Here is a 19865-nt window from a genome sequence, read left to right on the forward strand (position 1 = left end):
ATCTTTGTGGCATGTGCGTTCAAGCAGGAAGGGATGCAGTGCAAGGGCGAAGCAGGGGTTTCGAGCGGCATGCCGCTCGCCTGCGGAGCGGTACCGGCTTATCAGCCGGTACGCGCCCTGCAAGGGCGGCGCGCCGCTCAGGGGCCACGCATGCGTGGCGAACCCCTGCGCAAGCGCCGCAACGCCGCAATGCGCCCTTCCTGCTTGAACCCTTCGGGCAGCCACGGGAACCGGCCGCCTGCGTCGTTGCGGCTCCTTGCCGTAGCCCCGCTACGTCGCGTCGCCGCGCCTAGCATTCGACCGGTTCGCGTGGCTGCGCACATGTCAAATAAATACTGATCAGGCTCTTAACCGCGTATCCGATCAAGCAGAAAACAGGAGAGAGAACATCATGCGCATCATCGACTTGCATTGCTATCCCAACACCCAGTCCTGGATCGATTGCCAGGGCCCTTATGTGGATGCGCTGGCCAAGTACTGGAAGCGGGACTGGAGCGCCAAGACCGAGGAGCAAGTGGCGCAGGAGTTCCGCGAGAACGAAATCGAGGCGTGCCTGGTGGCGCTGGACCTGCGCACCACCATCAACACGCCGCCGTGCTCGAACGACTATGTCGCTGGCATGCGCGATCGTAACAAGGATTGCATCATCGCCGCCTGGGGCGCGGTGGAGCCGGCGCTGGGCAAGGCGGCCATCGACGAGGTTCGCCATGCGGTGCAGGACCTGAAGATGATCGGCTTCCACTTCCATCCGATCATGCAGCATTTCAGCGTGGACGACGAGCGCTACTATCCCATGTGGGAAGAAATCGCCGGCCTCAAGGTGCCGGTGATGATCGACGTCGGCATGACCGGCATGGGCGCCGGCATGCCGGGCGGCATGGGCGCCAAGACCCGCCATGCGCATCCGCAGGCGATCGATGCGCTCGCCGCCGACTTCCCCAGCCTCACCATCATCATGGCCCATCCCGGCTACCCGTGGATCGACGAAACCACGGTGGTCGCCCTGCACAAGGGCAACGTCTACTGGGAAATGTCGGGCTGGGGCCCGAAGTACCTGCCGCAGCAGATCATCCGCGACATGCGCGGCCGCCTGCAGGACAAGATGATGTTCGGCAGCGATTATCCGAGCATTCCCTATCCGCGCCTGCTGAAGGAATGGCGCGAGATCGGCTTCACCGACGAGTTCCTGGCCAAGTTCTTCCACGGGAATGCCGAGCGCGTGCTCGGCCTGTAAGGAGGCATGATGCGCGAAGCAGTGATCGTGTCGACGGCGCGAACGCCGATCGGCCGCGCCTATAAGGGCGCTTTTTCCGACACCCACGGCGCCGTGCTCGGCGGCCATGTGGTCCGGCATGCGGTGCAGCGCGCCGGCATCGCGCCCGAGGAAGTGTATGAGGTGGTGATGGGCTGCGGCCGGCCGGAGGGCGCCACCGGCGCCAACATCGCCCGGCAGGCGGCGCTGATGGCCGGGCTGCCGGATGCCACCTCCGGACTGACGGTAAGCCGCATGTGCTCTTCCGGCCTGCAGGCCATCGCGGTGGCGGCGCAGCGCATCATGTGCGGCGAGGCCGACGTGCTGGTGGCCGGCGGACTGGAAAACATCTCGCTGGTGCAGAACGAGCACACCAACACCTACCAGGCCCAATCCGCCGCATTGAAGGAGGTGGCGCCGACCATCTACATGCCGATGCTGCAGACGGCGGAAATCGTGGCGCGGCGCTACGGCATCAGCCGCGAGCGCCAGGATGCGTATGCGCTGCAAAGCCAGCAGCGCACCGCCGCCGCCCAGGCCGCCGGACGCTTCGACCAGGAGATCGTTCCGCTGGCGGCGCAGCGCCCCGGCGCCGACGGCGCGACCGATACCGTCACCCTGCGGAAGGATGAAGGCAACCGCGCCGACACCACGCTGGAAAAGCTGTCCGGCCTGAAGCCGGTGCAGGAAGGCGGCAGCATCACCGCCGGCAATGCGAGCCAGCTGTCCGACGGCGCTTCCGCCTGCGTGCTGATGGAGCGCTCGCTCGCCGAGAAGCGCGGCCTGCAGCCGCTCGGCCTGTTCCGCGGCATCGCGGTCGCCGGCTGCAGCCCGGACGAGATGGGCATCGGCCCGGTGTTCGCGGTGCCGCGGCTGTTGCAGCAGCATGGACTGAAGGTTTCCGACATCGACCTGTGGGAGCTGAACGAAGCCTTCGCGGTGCAGACGCTGTACTGCCGGGACAAGCTGGACATCGACCCGGAGCGCCTCAACGTCAACGGCGGCGCGATTTCCATCGGCCACCCCTACGGCATGTCCGGCGCCCGCATGACCGGCCATGCGCTGATCGAAGGCAGGCGCCGCGGCGCGAAGCTGGCGGTGGTCACCATGTGCATCGGCGGCGGCATGGGCGCGGCCGCGCTGTTCGAGGTCTTGTAGCAAAAGCGGCGGCCGGCAGCGGCCGGCGCCCCTGAAAGCCCGGCGCCAGCCGACTGGACAATCCATTGGCGACCGAGGCGAAAACGAGGAGACGAACATGCTGGAGAGAGTCGGAAACCGGGTCGCATCCCTGCTCGAGAAAGTGCTGGGCGTGGCCTTCATCATCGCGGTGCTGCTCAATGCCGCCAACGTGGCGGGCCGCTACCTGTTCAATCACTCATTGATCGGCGCGGAAGAGCTGCAGACCTACATCATGGTGTTCATCACCTTCCTCGGGGCGGCGCTGGTGGCCTGGCGCCGGGTATCGCTGCGCATGGATGTGCTGGTCCGCTACATGCCCGAGTCCATGCAATCGGTGCGCAGCTGGATCGAATCCATCCTGATGGTGGTCTGCTGCGGCTTTACCGCCCTGCAGTCCGGCCAGTATGCGCTGCAGATGTATGAACTCGGCATCCGCAGCGATGGCGCCGGCGTGCCGATGTGGATACCGCACGGCGCCATCGCGCTCGGGCTGGTCCTCATCTGCGTGGTGACGGTGGTGCATGCGGTGCAGCGCATCACCGGCCGGGCCTTCGTGCCGGCGCAGCGCGTGGTTCACTAGGAGATCGGCATGAACTTCGCTCTCGGCTTTCTTCCGGTGGCTCTGCTGCTGCTCGGCTTCCCCATCTTCCTGGTGCTGCTGACTTCGGTTTGCACCGCCCTGGTGTTCTTCATGGACGTGCCGCTGGCGGCGCTGCAGCAGAACCTGTTCGGCACCATCGATTCCTATGCGCTGCTGGCGGTGCCGTTCTTCGTCTATGCCGGCGAACTGATGGGGCGCGGCAGCGTGGCCCAGCGGCTGGTCGACATCGTGCAGTCCGGCATCGGCTCGGTGCGCGGCAGCCTCGGCCTGACGACGGTCGGCACCGCCACCATCTTCGGCGCCATCTCCGGCGTGAGTTCGGCGGCGGTGGCCACCATCGGCAAGGTCATGGTGCCCGCCATGCGCCGCGCCGGCTACAGCGACAAGTTCTCCGCCGGCCTGATCACGGCGGTGGGCGCCATCGACGTCATCATCCCGCCGAGCGTGCCGCTGCTGGTGTACGGCATGGCGGCGCAGGAATCGGTGCCCAAGCTGTACGCGGCCGGCCTGCTGCCCGGGCTGATGATCGCCGCCATGATCGGCATCTACGTGGTCTGGGTCTCCAAGAAGGAAGGCGTGCCGCCCGGCGAGCGCTTCCAGCTCAGGACCTTCGCCCGCGCCCTGGGGCGGGGCGTGTGGGCGCTCGGCGCGCCGGTGATCATCCTCGGCGGCATCTACGGCGGCGTGTTCTCCCCGACCGAGTCGGCCGTCATCGCCGCCATCTATGCGGCGCTGGTGACCCGCTTCGTGTTCCGCGAACTGGGCTGGAAGGACATCCTGGAGGCGTCCGTCGCCACCGTCATGTTTTCGGGGCAGGTGCTGCTGATCGTCGCCTGTGCCGGCGTGTTCGGCTGGCTGCTGACGGTCAACCAGGTGCCGACCACGATGGTGCAGTGGCTCACCGAAGCCCAAGTCTCGCCGACCATGCTGCTGCTGGCGCTGAACATCCTGTTCCTGGTGGTGGGCTGCTTCATCGATCCGATTTCCGCCATCCTGCTGCTGAGCCCGCTGCTGATCCCGATCGTGAAGGCGGCCGGCATCGATACCGTGCACTTCGGCATCGTCGTCACCGTCAACCTGGCGATCGGCCTGTTCCATCCGCCGTTCGGCATCAACATCTTCGTCGCCCAGACCATGCTCGGGCTGAAGCTGGAAACCATTTACAAGGGCATCGTGCCGTTCATCGTGATCTACCTGATCGCGCTGGCCCTGATCACTTATCTGCCGGCGATCACTTTGGCCAGCATGCGGATGATGATGTAAGGCACCGAAGGCGCGGCTTTCGTATTAACCGCACACCCGCCGTTATGTTGGCACCGTATCACCTGTATCACTACGAGGAGACAAAAATGAAATCGATACGCACTGCATTCTGGCTCGCAGCCGCCCTGGCTGCCGGCGTTACTTCGCTTCCCGCGTCGGCGCAGCAGACCTTCACCATGAAGATGTCGACGCCCACCATCAACGACGCCACGCACGAGTGGATGAAGCAGTTCAAGGCCGGCGTCGAATCGCGCGCTAACGGCCGCATGAAGGTGGAGATCTATCCGGCCAACCAGCTCGGCGCCATCCCGCGCACGGTGGAAGGCGTGGCGCTCGGCACCATCGAACTGACCTTCGTCTCGGCCGGCTATTTCGCGCCCTACGATCCTCGCTTCGAGGTGCTGGAAATGCCAGGCCTGTTCGACAACCTGGCCCAGGCCAACAAGGTTTATCTCGATCCGGAAGTGCGCGGCCGCATCGCCAACTATGGCAAGGACAAGGGCATCGAGCCGCTGCTGTGCGTGGCCAACGGCCCGATGGCGGTGGCGTCGAACCGGCCGCTGAAGAAGGTGGAAGACTTCAACGGCATGAAGATCCGCACCCCCGGCACCACGCCGCTGCAGGTCAACCCGCTGAAGAAGCTCGGCGCCTCGCCGGTGGCGCTGCCGATCGGCGAAGCGCTGCCGGCGATGCAGAACAAGACCATCGACGCGGTTGCCGCCGCCTATACCGTGTTCATCGGCTTCAAGTACTTCGATGTCACCAAGAACGTGACGGTGCTGCCCAAGACTTACCTAATGGCCTGCGGCGTCACCAGCAAGAAGTTTCTGCGCACCATCGGCCCCGACCTGGAAAAGATCGTGCGCGAGGAAGCGCTCAAGGCGCAGAACTCCTTCGCCGCGGTGAGCCAGGAGGAAGTCGATGTCGGCCGCAAGACCTGGGAGAAGAACGGCGGCCAGGTGCATGAGTTCGGTGCCGACGACGCCAAGCGCTATCTCGACACGGTGTCCGAGGTGGCTGGCGGGTTGTTGAATACTCCCGCGCTGAAAGAGGATGCGGCGGCATTCGTGGAAGCGTCGAAGCGGGCGAAGTAGGCTGTTGGGATGCCGGCGGTCGGCTTGGATAGGCGCAGGCGGTTGGGTTATTAGGAGAGCTCGTTCTCTTTCAGGGAGAGAAGGAGTAGCCGTGGGCAGAGCAGGGATTTCGCAACGCATGCGTTGCGCCTACGAAGCCGGTTAGGCTTGCAAGTCTGACCGTGGGTGAGGTCAAACTGCAAAGGAAGCTCCCTCTCCTTCAGGGAGAGGGTTGGGGTGAGGGTGGGTTTCTGCTGCAACTAAAGAGTGTCCTTTAATCTCAAGAGAAACCCATCCCCACCCCAACCCTCCCCTTGAAAGGGAGGGGACTTCTTTATGTGTGAACTTGCCCCTATCAATGCGCCTACAGTCACGACGCATGCTTAAGAAATCGTCGCCTGTGATTCAATCGCCACATCTAAAGGAACTTCGCTACTTACGAGATTTCGATTCCATCTTTGGATATAACAAATTACAGCATGAGACATAGAAAAATCAGGAGACAACAATGAAAGCGTTTGATCGCTGGTGGGTCGTGGTCGGCTCCGCCTTCGGCCTGCTGGTCGGCAACGGCCCCATCATGCAGTTCACCTTCGGCATCTTCCTGCTGCCGATCACCCAGGAATTCGGCTGGAGCAGGGCGGCGATGTCCTCCGCGCTGGTCGTCGGCCTGACCATGACCGCCCTCTGCGTGCCGCTCGCCGGCCGCCTGGTGGACCGCTTCGGCATTCGCCGCGTCACGTTAGCGGCGATCACCTTGTTCGCGCTGTGCCTGGCCGCCGTCTCCCAGTTCGCCACCACGCCGACCCGCTTCGTGGTGCTGTATGCGCTGATGGGCGTGGCCGCCGCCGGCCAGACGCCGCTGCCCTATGCCAAGGCGATCGCTTCCTGGTTCGACAGCAAGCGCGGCCTCGCGCTCGGCATCGCCATGTCGGGCGTCGGCCTCGGCGCGGCGCTGGTGCCGCAGTATGCGCAATACCTACTCGCGCATTTCGGCTGGCGCCAGGCCTACCTCGGCCTGGCGGTGGCAGTGTTCATCATCGGCTTCAGCGCGGTGGGCCTGGCAGTGAAGGAAGCAGACGCGTCGAAGCCACAAGCCGGTTCCAAACCGATCGCACTAGCCGGCCTGAGCGGCGCCGAAGCGCTACGCAGCGGCGTGTTCTGGAAACTGGCCTTCGCCTTCTTTGCGGTGGCGCTCGCCACCAACGGCGCAATCGCCCATGTGGTGCCGCTGCTGGTGGACCGCGGCATCTCGCCGGGCGTCGCCGCCTCCGCCATGGCCTTCGCCGGCCTCGCGCTGACCGGCGGCCGGCTGTTCGCCGGCTATCTGCTCGACCGCCTGTTCGCGCCCTTCGTCGGCGTCATCTTCTTCCTCATGCCGCTGACCGGCATCGTGATCCTGTTGAGCGGCGCCGGCACCCAGTATGTCGCCTTCGCCATCGTGCTGATCGGCATGGGCCTCGGCGCGGAAGTGGACCTGATCGCCTACCTGCTCTCGCGCTACCTCGGCATGCGCGCTTTCGGCCTGATCTACGGCTATCTGTTCGCCATCTTCGTGCTCGGCTCCGGCGCCGGGCCCTACCTGATGGGTCTGTCCTTCGACAAGGCGGGCAGCTATTCGCCGGCGCTGTTCGGTCTCGCCGCCTGCCTCGTCGTCGCCAGCTATCTGCTGCTGCGGCTCGGCGCCTACGTCTATCCGGTCGCTCGGCCAAGCGAAAAGGCGACGCCCGCCACGCAGACCGCCTGACCCCACGGCGGCCTTCGCCGCCGTTCCCATTTCCTCCAACAAGAAAAGGATCTTCCATGAAGCTGTCCTCATGGGCTGCCGCCGCTTGCGCGGGCAGCCTCGCCCTCGCCGGTTGCGGTGGCGACTCGAACAACACGGCCGCGGCCGCATATGCCACCGCCCGCGACATCGTCACGGTGGCCGGCGGCAGCATCGCCGCCAGCGCCGATTCCAGCGCCGCCATCCGGGTGTTCAAGGCGATCCCCTTCGCCGCGCCGCCAGTAGGCAACCTGCGCTGGAAGGCGCCGCAGCCGGTGGCCGCCTGGAGCGGCGTGCGCCGCTCGGACAACTTCGCGCCGGCCTGCCTGATGGGCAACCGACCGTTCTCGGCGCCCAACTCCATCCTCTACCAGGATTCCGAGCCGCAGAGCGAGGACTGCCTGTACCTGAACGTCTGGACCGGCGCCGCTTCGGCCACGGAAAAGCGGCCGGTGATGGTGCTGCTGCATGGCGGCGGCAATCTGCTCGGCTCCGGCGCCCAGCCCAACTACAACGGCACCGGCCTGGCCAGCAAGGGCGCGGTGGTCGTCACCCTCAACTACCGCCTCGGCGCGCTCGGCTTCATGGCGCATCCGGAACTCACCGCCGAGAGCGGCAACAATGCCTCCGGCAACTACGCGCTGCTGGACGAGATCGCCGCCCTGAAGTGGGTGCGCGACAACATCGCCCAGTTCGGCGGCGACCCGGCCAACGTCACGCTCTACAGCGAGTCGGCCGGCTCCCAGCATGCCTCGGTGCTGATGGCGTCGCCGCTGGCCAAGGGGCTTTTCCATCGCATCGTGCTCGAAAGCCTGGCCAACCTGCCGGCCGGCACGCCGAACACCACGCTGGCGCAGGCGGAAGCCGGCGGCAGCGCGGTGCAGGCCAGCCTCGGCGCGGCCAACCTCGCCGCCATGCGCGCCAGGCTGCCGCAGGAGGTGATGGCCGCCGCCGGCGCCATCAGCAACGTCATCGTCGACGGCTATGTGCTGCCGGACCAGCTCGACCTGATGCTCGCCAATGGAAACTTCAACGATGTGCCGATGATGGCCGGCTGGAACTCGGACGAGGGCACGCCCTATCCCGCCTTCGCCAAGACCCTGGCCGCCTACGATACGGCGGTGAACGCGCGCTTCGGCAGCTTCGCCAGCCAGTTCAGGCAGGTGTATCCGGTGGCGACCGATGCCGACGTCGTTGCCATGGCCTACCAGCCGATGCGCGACAGCCTGTTCGCCTGGCAGCCCTGGACCATGGCCCGCTCCCACGCCGCCAAGGCCAAGACCAAGACCTTCCTCTACTTCTTCAATCGCAAGCCGACTTACTATGCGGACCAGAAGTTCGCCGAGCAGGACCCGCCGAGCAGCTACGGCGCCTACCACAGCCTGGAGCAGGTCTACTTCTACAACAACCTCGACCGCAGCGCGCCCGCCCGGCCCTATACCGATGTCGACCGCGCCATCGCTGATGCGGCCTCCACTTACCTGGTGAACTTCGCCAGGCGGGGTGATCCGAACAGTACCGATGCAGGGTCTACGCTGCCGCAGTGGCCGGCCTTCACCAGCGCCGCCAGCCAGACCATGGTGATCGGCGACACGATAGCGCCGGGCGCCGTGCCGTTCCGCGCGGCGCTGGATTTTTATGACAGCTTTTATGCGACTACGCTGGGGCGGGGGTTGCCGTTTTAATCGCTTTAAAAGGGCCAGCCGCAATCCCCGGGCGCGGCTGGCCCAGCGAACAGCCCATTGAAAACTGTCGTTTCGGTGCGGCGGTGAAAGCGGATGAATCGCTGTTCGACTGTTATCCGCTCACCTTGCTCTCTATACTTGAGACATTGATTAAAAGCGTATCCGCTCGCCTGGAACGGAGGACAGATAGTCCTGCAACGGCAACCGGCCTTTACTTCAACGCCTCCCGCAACCAAGCCGCGCACTCATCTGCCTTCTCCATTGGCCAATCAACCGTCAACACGGTATCGGCGTGGCGCATCTCGATGCGGATGTTGCGGCTGCCCGTGACAGGCGCCAGCGAAAGGGTGCGCATCAGCCGCGACCACCATCCCGGATCGGTGGTCTGCTCCACCGAGGCCGGTGCGCCATTTACCGACAGCAGCGGCTTGGTCGGTGCCGGTTCCACTACCCCGGCGAACCTGCGTTATCGGTCTTGGTCTTCATCACCCCAAGCCCAAGGTGCCAAGGCGGCCGAACACATTCACCTTCACCTTCTTGCGCAGCTCGGTCTTCCCGCTGTCCTACTCGGCGAACTCGCCACCGAAGTGTCCTCGCCGGTGCCTTCGGCGCGCAGGTAGTGCAGCGCCCGCATGTCGGCGATTCGGGTCTTGAGCTTGAACTTGGCGCTCATGAAGAAAATCGTCACATGGATGTGGGCGACGTACTCGACGCTGCTCAGCACGTCGATCGACTGCATACCCGGCACGCAGGCGCCCATGGCGTTCGGGTCGAGCAGAAGGTCCCACACCCGCGCGGGCGGGGCGTTTAGCAACAGGGTCTTTTCAATTTCCACGCATCTTCTCCGCGGCGCCGAGGATGGACGCGACGATCTGTGTGTAACCGGTGCAGCGGCACAGGTTGCCGTTCAAGCCTTCGCGTACTTCCTGCGCCGAAGGATCGGGTCCGACAGCATGCGCCGTGCCGGCACTTCCGCTTGCCGCACCTCGCGGTTGACGGATATCGCCGTCGACATCAAGGTGATCCACAGCAAGGTGATGCCGGTCGCCAAGGCAGCCAGGGCAGGAAGATTCTGGAACTGTCGCCTGAAGAAAGGCGTTTGCTCTACCATGCGTTAGAAAAGCTGCAAACGCTTGGCGAGGCGGCAGACTGCGGCGAACCCGGCCAGAAAATGGCACAAGGGCGGCCGCGTTTCTCACGCTTCGCCTGGCGCTGGACGTCGGTTATACTCACCTTAAGCGTACTGAATAGTTCCTGACGCACCCAATTAGTCCGAAGCAATCGGAGAGACAAGGAGACATCGAAGTGAAACTCGCAAGCAAGATTGCGGCCGCGCTTGGCTTGGCCGCCACCGTCGTGGCCGCTGCGCCATCCTACGCCGCCGACCCCTATCCCAGTGGCATGGTGAAACTGGTGGTGCCGTTCAGCGCCGGCGGCGGCGTCGACCTGATGGCGCGGGTGCTGGCGCAGCATCTGCCCGCCAAGCTGAAAGGCACCTACATCGTCGAGAACAAGCCGGGGGCCTCCGGCAATATCGCCAACACCTTTGTCGCCAAGGCGCCGCCCGACGGCCTGACCCTGCTGGTGACCTCCAACGCGATGGTGATCAACCACGCCATCGATTCCAAGGTGCAGTTCCATGCGGTGGAAAGCTATGCGCCGGTGATCATGATCGGCAGCTCGCCGGTCGTCATCGTCGGCCGCACCGGGCTGCCTTTCAAGACCTTGCCGGAAATGCTCAACTACGCCCGCGCCAATCCCGGCAAGCTGTCCTATGCTTCCTGCGGCAACGGCGGCGTGCACCATATCGCCGGCGAGCTGCTGAAGAAGAGCGCCAAGGTGGACATCCTGCATGTGCCGTACAAGGGCTGCGCCGATGCCACCACCAACGTGCTCGGCGGCCAGGTGGACCTGGCCATCGTCAGCATCAACAACGTGGTGACCTATATGCAGAGCGGCAAGGTGGTGCCGTTCGCCATCACCGAGGCCAAGCGCTCGCCGCAGGCGCCGCAGGTGCCGACGGTGCAGGAATCGGGCATCGCCAACTACGACCTGCCCGGCTGGTACGGCTTGTTCGCGCCGGCCGGCACGCCGAAGGATGTGGTGGCCAAGCTGAACACCGCGGTGAACCAGGTGCTGCAAATGCCCGAGGTGAAGGAAACCCTGACCAAGAACTACATGGACATCAGCGGCGGTCCGAGCGAGAAATTCGCCGCGACGGTGAAGTCGGACCTTACGCGATTCACCGAGATCGCCAAGTCGGCCAACATCCACGTCGACTGAGTCTGTCGATGTCAGCGGCCGTCCTCGAAGGACGGCCGCTTCGCTTCGCGCCGCTCAGGCGCTCTGCTGCAGCGTTTTCTCCAGCCGGTCCAGGGTTTCGTAGGCGGGCAGGGCGTTGATGGCGCTGGCGTTCGGCTCCCGTCCTTCGCGGATGGCCGCAAAGAATTCCCTGTCCTGCAGTTCGACGCCGTTGAGGGAGGCCGCCACGCCGGACACGTCGATCCGGTTTTCCTTGCCGTCGAACAGGTCATCATAGCGGGCGATGTAGGTGCCGTTGTCGCAGATGTAGCGGAAGGTGGTGCCGATGGGGCCATCGTTGTTGAAAGACAGCGACAATGCGCAAAGGGCGCCGGACGGCGCCTTCATCTGCACCGACATGTCCATGGCAATGCCGAGGTCCGGGTGCATCGGGCCCTGCATCGCGTGCACCTGCGAGGCGATCTCACCGGTCTGGTACTGGAACAGGTCGACCGTGTGGCAGGCATGGTGCCAGAGCAGGTGGTCGGTCCAGCTGCGCGGCTCGCCGCGGGCGTTGGTGTTGGTGCGGCGGAAGAAATAGGTTTGCACTTCCAGCTGCTGGATCTTCAGTTCGCCGGCCTGGATCTTCCGGCGTATCCACTGGTGGCTGGGATTGAAGCGCCGGGTGTGGCCGGCCATGGCGACCAGGCCGGTCTCGCGTTGCAGCCGCGCGATCTCGCGCGCATCGGCCACGCTGTCGGCCATCGGCGTTTCGATCTGCACATGCTTGCCCGCCTTGAGACAGGCAATGGCCTGGGCGGCGTGGACCTGGGTCGGCGTGCACAGGATCACTGCGTCGATGTCCGGCCGGGCCAGGCATTCGTTCAGGTCGGTCGTGGCATGCGGCACGCCGAACCGATCGGCAATGGCCCGGGTCTTGGGCAGTTCCCGTCCGACCAGCGCAACGACTTCCACCGCTTCGATGTGGGCAATGCCTTCCAGATGCTTGACGCCGAAGGCGCCCGGCCCGGCAATGGCGATTTTCATTTTTCCATCCATGATCGTCTCCCGAGATGACTGTTCCGTTCCGGATTGATGCGAAGCAAGACCGCGTCCGCACCGGCCGATTCGCCGAGTGCGCAAGGATCGCAGAAAACCGGCTGCCGTGCCGGCCGATAAGGAAATTCGATCGCGTCCCCCGTTACAAAGCAACCCAGGGCCGTGCGAAGTTGTCCATACTGCCGACATAGACAGCAACCAGCATCGCCATGGAAAACATGATGGAGACAGATCAGCGCGCCATTCCCTGCCTGCTGATGCGGGGCGGCACCTCGCGCGGCCCCTTCTTTCTGGAAAGCGACCTGCCGGCCGACCGTGCCGCGCGCGACCGCGTGCTGCTGGCCGCGATGGGATCGCCCGACAAGCGCCAGATCGACGGCCTGGGCGGCGCCCATCCCTTGACCAGCAAGGTAGGCATCGTGCGCAGGAGCAGCACCCCGGGCGTCGACCTCGACTTCCTCTTCGCCCAGCTGCAGCCCGACCGAGACATCGTCGATACCACCCCCAACTGCGGCAACATGCTCGCTGCCGTGGTGCCGTTCGCGATCGAGCGCGGCCTCATCGAGGCGCAGGACGGTACCACCACCGCCCGCGTGCTCACCCTGAACACCAACATGCAGTGCGACATCACTGTGCAGACGCCGAACCGGCGCCTGCAGTACGGCGGCGGCGCGCGCATCGACGGCGTGCCCGGCACCTCGGCGCCGATCGTCATCAACTTCCTCGACACCGCCGGCTCGGTGTGCGAGGGCCTGCTGCCCACCGGCAAGGTGCTGGACCGCATCGACGTCGAAGGCGAAGGCGTGGCGCCGTTTTCCATCGACGTCACCTGCATCGACAACGGCATGCCGATGGTGCTCATGCGCGCCGCCGACATGGGCCGCACCGGCTACGAGAGCGTGGCCGAGATGAATGCCGACACCGAGCTGAAGGCGAAGCTCGAAGCGCTTCGGCTCGCCGCCGGTCAGCTCATGGGCCTGGGCGACGTGCGCGACAAGAGCTATCCGAAGATGTGCCTGCTGGCCGCGCCGCAGCATGGGGGCAGCATCGCCACCCGCTGCTTCATCCCGCATGTGTGCCATGACGCCATCGGCGTGCTGGCCGCCGTCACCGTCGGCACCGCCTGCGTGCTGACCGGTTCGGTGGCCGAGGGACTGGCGGTAGCCGGCGACGGGCTGGTCAAGACCATTTCGGTGGAGCACCCCACCGGCGAGTTCAGCGTCGAGCTGGAACTCGATGCGAACGACTCGCAGAACGTCATCCGCGCCGCCCTGCTGCGCACCGCGCGCCTGCTCATGCGCGGCGAGGTGATGATTCCGGCCGAGGCCGCAACCGAATAACGAACCACCGCAAGGAACACCCCATGAAGCAACCCCTGATCATCGACGTGCACGGCCACTACACCACCGCGCCCAAGGCGCTGGAAGAGTGGAGGAACAAGCAGATCGCCAACCTGAAGACACCCGAGCTCGGCCCCAAAGTCTCGGAGCTGAAAATCAGCGACGACGAGCTGCGCGAATCGATCGAAGCCAATCAGCTGCGCCTGATGAAGCAGCGCGGCTCCGACCTCACCATCTTCTCGCCGCGCGCCAGCTTCATGGCGCACCACATCGGCGACTTCAACACCAGCGCCACCTGGGCCGGCATCTGCAACGAGCTATGCCATCGCGTGTCGCAGCTGTTTCCCGACCACTTCATCGGCGCGGCCATGCTGCCGCAGTCGCCTGGCGTCGATGTGGCCACCTGCATCCCGGAGCTGGAGAAGTGCGTCAAGGAATACGGCTTCGTCGGCATCAACCTCAACCCCGATCCGTCCGGCGGACACTGGACGTCGCCGCCGCTGTCCGACCGCTACTGGTATCCCATCTACGAGAAGATGGTGGAGCACGAGATTCCGGCGATGATCCACGTCAGCACCAGCTGCAACGCCTGCTTCCACACCACCGGCGCGCATTACCTGAACGCCGACACCACCGCCTTCATGCAGTGCCTGACTTCCGACCTGTTCAAGGACTTCCCGACCCTGAAGTTCTTGATCCCGCACGGCGGCGGCGCGGTGCCTTACCACTGGGGCCGCTTCCGCGGCCTGGCTCAGGAGATGAAGAAACCGCTGCTGACCGAGCATCTGTTGAACAACATCTATTTCGACACCTGCGTCTACCATCAGCCCGGCATCGACCTCCTGACCCACGTCATCCCGGTGGACAACATCCTGTTCGCTTCCGAGATGATCGGCGCGGTGCGCGGCATCGACCCGGAAACCGGCCACTACTACGACGACACCAAGCGCTACATCGAAGCCGCCGGCCGGCTGAGCGAGCAGGACCGGTTCAAGATCTATGAAGGCAACGCCCGCAAGGTGTTCCCGCGTCTGGATAAGGCGCTGCAACAGAAAGGACAATGAGCATGAGCATCCCTCTGATGAACCAGCTCGGCATCGTCAAGCGCAACATCGACCGCACCGAGAAGAGCGTGGTCGAGCACCTGGGCAAGTTCGGCAGCGCCACGGTGCACGAGGCGATGGGCCGCGTCGGCCTGATGAAGCCGTACATGCGGCCGATCTATCCGGATGCGCAGGCGGCCGGCACGGCGGTCACCGTCCTGCTGCATCCGGGCGACAACTGGATGATGCATGTGGTGGCCGAGCAGATCCAGCCGGGCGACATCGTGGTGGCGGCCATCACCGCCGAGTGCACCGACGGCTACTTCGGCGACCTGCTGGCGACCAGCTTCATGGCGCGCGGGGCGAAGGCCCTGATCATCGATGCCGGCGTGCGCGATGTACGGGTGCTCAAGGAAATGGGCTTCCCGGTGTGGAGCAAGGCCGTTAGCGCCAAGGGCACGATCAAGGCCACCTTGGGCTCGGTGAACATTCCGGTGCTGTGCGCCGGCACGCTGGTAAACCCGGGCGACGCGGTGATCGCCGACGACGACGGCGTGGTGATCGTGCCGCGCGAGGATGCGGCGCGGGTGGCGCAGGCGGCGCAGAAGCGGGAAGACCTGGAGGGCGAGAAGCGGGCCAAGCTGGCAGCCGGCGTGCTGGGCCTGGACATGTACAACATGCGCGGGCCGCTGGAACAGGCCGGGCTGAAATACATCGACTAAATTTGCGGACACGGCCTTGGCCGATGTCGCACCAAACTGAAGAACGACGATGAAGACACTCTATCTCCTGTGCGGCCTGCTATGCGACTCGGTGGTCTGGGAAGCCCAGGCCAGGGCGCTGCGCTCCCGCTACGACGTGCGCGTGGTCAGCTTCGAAGGACTCGATTCCTTCGCCGCCATGGCGGAAAAGGTGCTGGCCGATGCACCGCAACGCTTCGCTCTCGCCGGCCACTCCATGGGCGGCCGCGTGGCAATGGAAGTCTATCGCCGTGCGCCCGAACGCTTCGAGCGCCTGATGCTGCTCGACACCGGCTACGAAGGCGTGGCGGCGGGCGAGGCGGAAAAGCGCGGCGTGATGGTTGACCTGGCAAAGCGTGAAGGCATTGACGCCATCGCCGGCCCCTGGGGCCTGCCGATGCTGTCGCCGGCCCATCGCGAGGACAAGGCGCTGGTGAAGGCGGTGTTCGACATGGTCGGCCGCATGTCGCCCGAGATCTACGCCAGGCAGACCAATGCGCTGCTGACCCGCCCGGACGCCACCAGCGTCCTGGAAAGCATCACCTGCCCGACCATGATCGTCTGCGGCATGGAAGACGGCTGGAGCCCGCCGGCGCGGCACGAGCAGATGGCCAAGCATGTGCCGCACTGCGAATTGCGCCTGATAGACGACTGCGGCCACATGGCGATGATGGAGCAGCCGGAGGCGATTCTGAAGGTGATGGAGGAGTGGCTGGAGATGCCGGTCCGGAGCTGAAACAGCAGTCGCCGAACTGACAGAGCAGTTGTTTGGAAACGATTGCTGCCCTCGCCGACTCGGCAGGGTATCTGATGCGGGACATCAAGTTTGCCTGTGTTGGAAAAGCAAGGCCAGAAGTGACAAAGGCAAAGATAAAAAACTTGAACGCCACTATTGCGGCAATCAAGCGGCACATTAACGAATGCGTCTCTGTTAAAGCGTTAACCAAAGACCGTGCTGATAAATTATTCGACGCGTTGGAACGACTGGAACAAGAAGCCAGAAGATTAGGAAACGACCAGAGTAGTCAAAGATGCCCGGAGACGGCGCCGGCTGAAAATTTCGAAACACTACCACCAGTCATTGGCAACCTGAAGGAGACGCTCCAATCCATTCGCAGGACCATTGAACTGCTCAATCAGTAATATGTCCGGAAGCTTCTTGTGTATCGTACTTTGAGATCCGATGCCGATAAACTGCCAGCCCTATGCAGGACAAGTATGGGGGTATCCATCATTCATGCGTGAATCCTCTGATCTCGATCCGCAGTAATTACTGTGTAATCCTCGCTATGCTGTTGTCATAGTTGGCAGATTCCCGCCTGTCTCGGGAATCTGCCTGCAGGGTGATACCCGTTCCTACTTCACCACTTCATAAGCCCCCGCATCCGCCGCCGCCCCAGCGTCCGCATTCGCATTGCGCGGCTTCCCAACGAAGTCATACGCCGCGCTGACGCCAAATGGCACGATGTCGACCGCAGGACTGTCGGCGGCAAGCCTGAAGTCGTAGTTGGCCGCGTCGATAAACTTCGGATCGACATTGATGAGGTTGCCTGTGCCGCCAAAAGTGTTGAAGCCGGTTCCTCCAGAGACGATGTTGTAGCTGAACACGACGTCGCTCGTGTTGGAACTGCCATTGGCCGGGCGATCCGATCTGGGCACCATCACGTTGCCATACGCCTGAACATTCGAGACCGACAGTGGCGTGATCTCGCCATTCGTGATGCCGGGATGGTTGCTGTTCCTGTAGCTCACATTGTTCCGCACGGTGACATTGTCGCTCTCGTAAATGTGGATGCCGCGCCCGCCATTGTTGAAGACGATGTTGTTTTCGATCAGGGTCCTGCCCTTGTAAGCGACGGTGAACCGTGGATCCGGCATTTGGGTATGGCGACCGTCATCGACGATGATGCCGTTGCCGTCAGTGACAGCGTCGACGGCGTAAAAGGGTATGTAATTCCAGTTGCTGTAGACGCGATTGCGCCGGACGATCATTTTTTGTCCGGTGTCGCCGTCCGCATCGACGTTCTCGTACATCGAGATGCCGCTATTGCCATAGGGTGACCACCAGCCGCATTCGGAGACATCGTTATCTTCAATGGTGATGTAGTCGGCATACAGGGTGCCGATGCAGCCGCCGCCAAACTTGCGCACGGTGTTCTTGCGCACGACGATATGGTGCGGACTCGGCGTGCTGTACTGGGCATTGATCAGAATGCCGTTGGCGGAGGTCGCCGGATTGTTCAGATTGTTTCGCTCGGAATAGGCGTAGGCGTAGGTGATGCTGTCCTTGCTTCCGACAAGCGTGAAGCCTTCGATCAGGATGTAGGATGCGCCCGCCACGGTGAAGCCGCCCCATGAATTGGTGCCGACATTCATGACCGGCGTGTGGCCTGGATAGGCTTTGTAAGAGATCCAAGCGCTGGCATTGCCGGAGCGCTTGATGGTGGTCACGTTGGCGAAATTGTAAGTGCCATTCATGACGAGCACTTGGTCGCCCGGCTGGCTCAGGTCATGGGCACGCTGGATCGTCTTGAAGGCCTCAGTCTCCGACAAGCCGCTGTTGCCGTCGCTGCCGGTGGGCGAAACATAAAGGGTGCGCAGGGCGACGGGAACCATGGCGGTGTCCGAAGCAGTTGCGGGTATGGGAGCAGGTGCAGGCGTAGGGACGGTGACTTCCCTAGGCGAGGCATCATCGCTGTCTGCTGCAAGTGGAGCGGGGCTTGTCGATCCGCCGCAGGCTGTGATGACAACAGTCGTCGCCAGAGCCAGGGAGGCCAGTGTCCAGTGCATCCGCATGCGATTGCTCCTTCTGCAGAATTCAAGCAAAGCGAATAGATTTTTCGGGGTGGGCGGCGTTTCTAGGTATAAGAAAACGCCATCTGAGATTCCATAAGCAATATTCTGTCCATTCTTTTTTGGGCATGGAAAACGCGAAATCCGGTTCTCGATGGGGTGAATTGGGGGATCTTGTGCGCAGTTGAAGCCACGATTGGGGAATGCGGGTGCCATGATTGCGACGCCCGGCCGTCATCAAGTGCTTCGACCGTGCCGCACTGCGCACCGGCCTGATGGAATTGGTCCGCCATTCGGCGTGCTGACAATAACGGTCACTTGTGTGGTAAATGCCGCAACGATGCAGCGAAGGCTCCGCTATGCGCCGTATTGGAGTACGACCTGCCGGATTTCCTCCATCAGCGCCACCGCCCCCGGCGAAGGATGGCTCTCCGCACGCTGCGTGATGCCGATCACCCGGCTGGTATTGGGCAGCACCACGTCCAGCGCCTTGAGCACGCCTGCGCCGATTTCGTATTCCAGCTGTCTGGCGGATATGGCGGTGACCATGTCGCTGTGCAGCAGCAGGCCGCGCAGCAGGGCGAGGTCGCTGGTCTCCACCGCTGGCGACGGCGGCTTCAGTTCCTGGGAGGCGAAAGCCTGATTCAGCAGCCCCCTTGCCGGCGTGCCGATGCTGGAGAGCACCCATTGCGCATTCGCCAATTCCGCCAGCGTCAGGCCCGGCTTGCCGGCGAGCGGATGCCCGCCGCGAACGATCACGGCCATGCTCTCGTCCAGCAGCGGCGTGCCGACGAGGTCGCGCGCATAATCCGCCGGGCGCAGCGCGCCGAAGATGAAATCGATGTCGCCGGCGCGCAGGCTGGCGGCCAGCGTGTCGAACGGTCCTTCAATCGTGGAGAAACGCAAGCGGGGATGGCGCGCCAGCACGTTGCTGATCGCCTTCGGCAGGATGAAGGTGCGGCCCAGCGGCAGGGCGCCAATGACCACCTTGCCCTCCACCGTTCCCTTCAGGTTGGCAAGGTCGGCATCGACATGGCGCAGCTCGGTCAAGGCCCGCTTGACCCGGAAGGTCAGCTGTTCGCCGGCATCGGTCGGCAGCATCCCCTTTGATGTGCGCTTGAACAGCGCCACGCCCACGCTTTCTTCCAGGTCGTTGATGGCGCTGCTCACCGCGGGCTGCGACACGCCGAGGGCCTTCGCCACCGTCGGCATGTGGCCGGACTCGGCCAGCTTGATGAAGGCCACCAGCCGGCGCTCGTTCAGCAAGCCGCTCGGGACCCGGGTCTTCACGCCGCCCTGAGTCTCGACGGACTTGCCATTGACTTCCTGCGCCCCCAGCTCGAATTCCTGCATCGCCCGGCGGGCCCGATAGAGCAGGGCGTTGCCGAAAGCGGTGCACAGCATGCCGGTCGCCCGGCGTTCGAACAGCTCCACGTTCAGCCCGGTTTCCAGTTCATGGATGGACCGGGTCACCGCCGACTGCGCCCGGTAGAGGTGTTCGGCAGCCCGCGTCGCGCTGCCCAGCTCGGCGACGGCGATGAAAGCGCGCAGGTGCCGAAGGCTGATAAGGGGAGACACCGGTTGCATGAACGAACAGGCCTTAACGAATTGCAAAAAGAGGCAGCCAATGTACACAGACGAGAATGCAAAGTCCAGAAAGCGTATGCAGAGTGGATGGCTGCATGCGTGCATGAGAGCAGTGAAGGCGATCGAATTCCCCCGGCGGGTCCAAAAACAGCCGGGGCAAGTGCCTGAAACCAAAGAAGAAACGCTTTTTCGAACCGATCTTGAGAATGATGCATGTTCCGTTCGACGTTGGTCCCGAGCAGAT

General features: G+C 63.8%; 19 protein-coding genes and 1 pseudogene. 13 read left to right on the top strand and 7 right to left on the bottom strand.

All coding sequences use genetic code 11. The features are described from left to right. Positions 1–391 precede the first annotated feature (391 nt). The 7 genes from CHB88_RS21130 to CHB88_RS21160 all read left to right on the top strand — a co-directional run bounded on the left by CHB88_RS21130 (position 392) and on the right by CHB88_RS21160 (position 8818). Positions 392–1234: an amidohydrolase family protein gene (locus CHB88_RS21130; RefSeq protein ID WP_089401339.1), complete on the top strand. Its 843-nt coding sequence runs from the start codon at positions 392–394 to the stop codon at positions 1232–1234. Between the two features lie 9 nt (positions 1235–1243). Beyond that, the gene (locus tag CHB88_RS21135) at positions 1244–2410 is read left to right on the top strand and encodes an acetyl-CoA C-acyltransferase (RefSeq protein WP_089401374.1); all 1167 of its coding nucleotides are present in this window, start codon (positions 1244–1246) and stop codon (positions 2408–2410) included. A gap of 97 nt (positions 2411–2507) precedes the next feature. Beyond that, the gene (locus tag CHB88_RS21140) at positions 2508–3011 is read left to right on the top strand and encodes a TRAP transporter small permease (RefSeq protein WP_089401340.1); all 504 of its coding nucleotides are present in this window, start codon (positions 2508–2510) and stop codon (positions 3009–3011) included. A gap of 9 nt (positions 3012–3020) precedes the next feature. Next, the gene (locus CHB88_RS21145) at positions 3021–4295 is read left to right on the top strand and encodes a TRAP transporter large permease (protein ID WP_089401341.1); all 1275 of its coding nucleotides are present in this window, start codon (positions 3021–3023) and stop codon (positions 4293–4295) included. Positions 4296–4381: 86 nt separating this feature from the next. Next, complete coding sequence (locus CHB88_RS21150; protein WP_176442587.1) at positions 4382–5389, top strand: TRAP transporter substrate-binding protein; 1008 nt, start codon at positions 4382–4384, stop codon at positions 5387–5389. A gap of 487 nt (positions 5390–5876) precedes the next feature. Further along, entirely contained in the window at positions 5877–7115 is a 1239-nt protein-coding gene (locus tag CHB88_RS21155) for an MFS transporter (protein ID WP_089401343.1), read from the top strand. A gap of 56 nt (positions 7116–7171) precedes the next feature. Beyond that, positions 7172–8818 (top strand): carboxylesterase/lipase family protein, encoded by a 1647-nt coding sequence (locus CHB88_RS21160; protein WP_089401344.1) that lies wholly within the window; start codon positions 7172–7174, stop codon positions 8816–8818. A 211-nt stretch (positions 8819–9029) separates the two neighbouring features. Here CHB88_RS21160 and CHB88_RS21165 read toward each other — a convergent pair whose 3' ends face one another. From CHB88_RS21165 to CHB88_RS25715, 4 genes and pseudogenes are all read right to left on the bottom strand, one after another. Then, positions 9030–9266 (bottom strand): hypothetical protein, encoded by a 237-nt coding sequence (locus CHB88_RS21165; RefSeq protein WP_089401345.1) that lies wholly within the window; start codon positions 9264–9266, stop codon positions 9030–9032. Between the two features lie 81 nt (positions 9267–9347). After that, complete coding sequence (locus CHB88_RS21170) at positions 9348–9653, bottom strand: SRPBCC family protein (RefSeq protein ID WP_245845132.1); 306 nt, start codon at positions 9651–9653, stop codon at positions 9348–9350. Beyond that, positions 9643–9762, bottom strand: a pseudogene (locus CHB88_RS25960) (2Fe-2S iron-sulfur cluster-binding protein); the annotation flags it as partial. The pseudogene CHB88_RS25960 and the gene CHB88_RS21170, both read right to left, overlap by 11 nt. Then, positions 9726–9869 (bottom strand): hypothetical protein, encoded by a 144-nt coding sequence (locus CHB88_RS25715; protein WP_245845133.1) that lies wholly within the window; start codon positions 9867–9869, stop codon positions 9726–9728. The gene CHB88_RS25715 and the pseudogene CHB88_RS25960, both read right to left, overlap by 37 nt. Positions 9870–10123: 254 nt before the next feature. On the opposite strand from CHB88_RS25715, the gene CHB88_RS21180 reads away from it, so the two are divergent. Next, positions 10124–11101: a Bug family tripartite tricarboxylate transporter substrate binding protein gene (locus tag CHB88_RS21180; protein WP_089401347.1), complete on the top strand. Its 978-nt coding sequence runs from the start codon at positions 10124–10126 to the stop codon at positions 11099–11101. A gap of 54 nt (positions 11102–11155) precedes the next feature. Here CHB88_RS21180 and CHB88_RS21185 read toward each other — a convergent pair whose 3' ends face one another. Beyond that, complete coding sequence (locus CHB88_RS21185; RefSeq protein WP_089401348.1) at positions 11156–12118, bottom strand: Gfo/Idh/MocA family oxidoreductase; 963 nt, start codon at positions 12116–12118, stop codon at positions 11156–11158. 209 nt (positions 12119–12327) lie between these two features. Between CHB88_RS21185 and CHB88_RS21190 the strand changes: the two genes are divergently transcribed. The 5 genes from CHB88_RS21190 to CHB88_RS21210 are packed head-to-tail and all read left to right on the top strand — an operon-like array spanning position 12328 to position 16384. Then, a complete protein-coding gene (locus CHB88_RS21190) occupies positions 12328–13458 on the top strand; it encodes a 4-oxalomesaconate tautomerase (protein WP_425436142.1) in 1131 nt (376 codons plus the stop codon). A gap of 35 nt (positions 13459–13493) precedes the next feature. Beyond that, positions 13494–14522, top strand: coding sequence for an amidohydrolase family protein (locus tag CHB88_RS21195; protein ID WP_089401376.1), 1029 nt, complete (start codon positions 13494–13496; stop codon positions 14520–14522). Between the two features lie 17 nt (positions 14523–14539). Continuing rightward, positions 14540–15223, top strand: coding sequence for a 4-carboxy-4-hydroxy-2-oxoadipate aldolase/oxaloacetate decarboxylase (gene ligK / locus CHB88_RS21200; protein WP_089401377.1), 684 nt, complete (start codon positions 14540–14542; stop codon positions 15221–15223). A gap of 49 nt (positions 15224–15272) precedes the next feature. Continuing rightward, complete coding sequence (locus tag CHB88_RS21205; protein ID WP_089401349.1) at positions 15273–15977, top strand: alpha/beta fold hydrolase; 705 nt, start codon at positions 15273–15275, stop codon at positions 15975–15977. A 32-nt stretch (positions 15978–16009) separates the two neighbouring features. Beyond that, positions 16010–16384, top strand: coding sequence for a hypothetical protein (locus CHB88_RS21210; protein WP_089401350.1), 375 nt, complete (start codon positions 16010–16012; stop codon positions 16382–16384). A gap of 213 nt (positions 16385–16597) precedes the next feature. Here the strand turns inward: CHB88_RS21210 and CHB88_RS21215 are convergent, their stop codons facing one another. Next, positions 16598–18037, bottom strand: coding sequence for a right-handed parallel beta-helix repeat-containing protein (locus tag CHB88_RS21215; RefSeq protein ID WP_176442588.1), 1440 nt, complete (start codon positions 18035–18037; stop codon positions 16598–16600). Positions 18038–18391: 354 nt separating this feature from the next. Further along, on the bottom strand, positions 18392–19612 hold the full coding sequence (locus CHB88_RS21220) for a LysR family transcriptional regulator (protein ID WP_245845136.1): 1221 nt from the start codon (positions 19610–19612) through the stop codon (positions 18392–18394). Between the last annotated feature and the right edge of the window lie 253 nt (positions 19613–19865).

The organism is Noviherbaspirillum humi (genome assembly GCF_900188095.1).
GTDB classification, from domain to species: domain Bacteria; phylum Pseudomonadota; class Gammaproteobacteria; order Burkholderiales; family Burkholderiaceae_D; genus Noviherbaspirillum; species Noviherbaspirillum humi.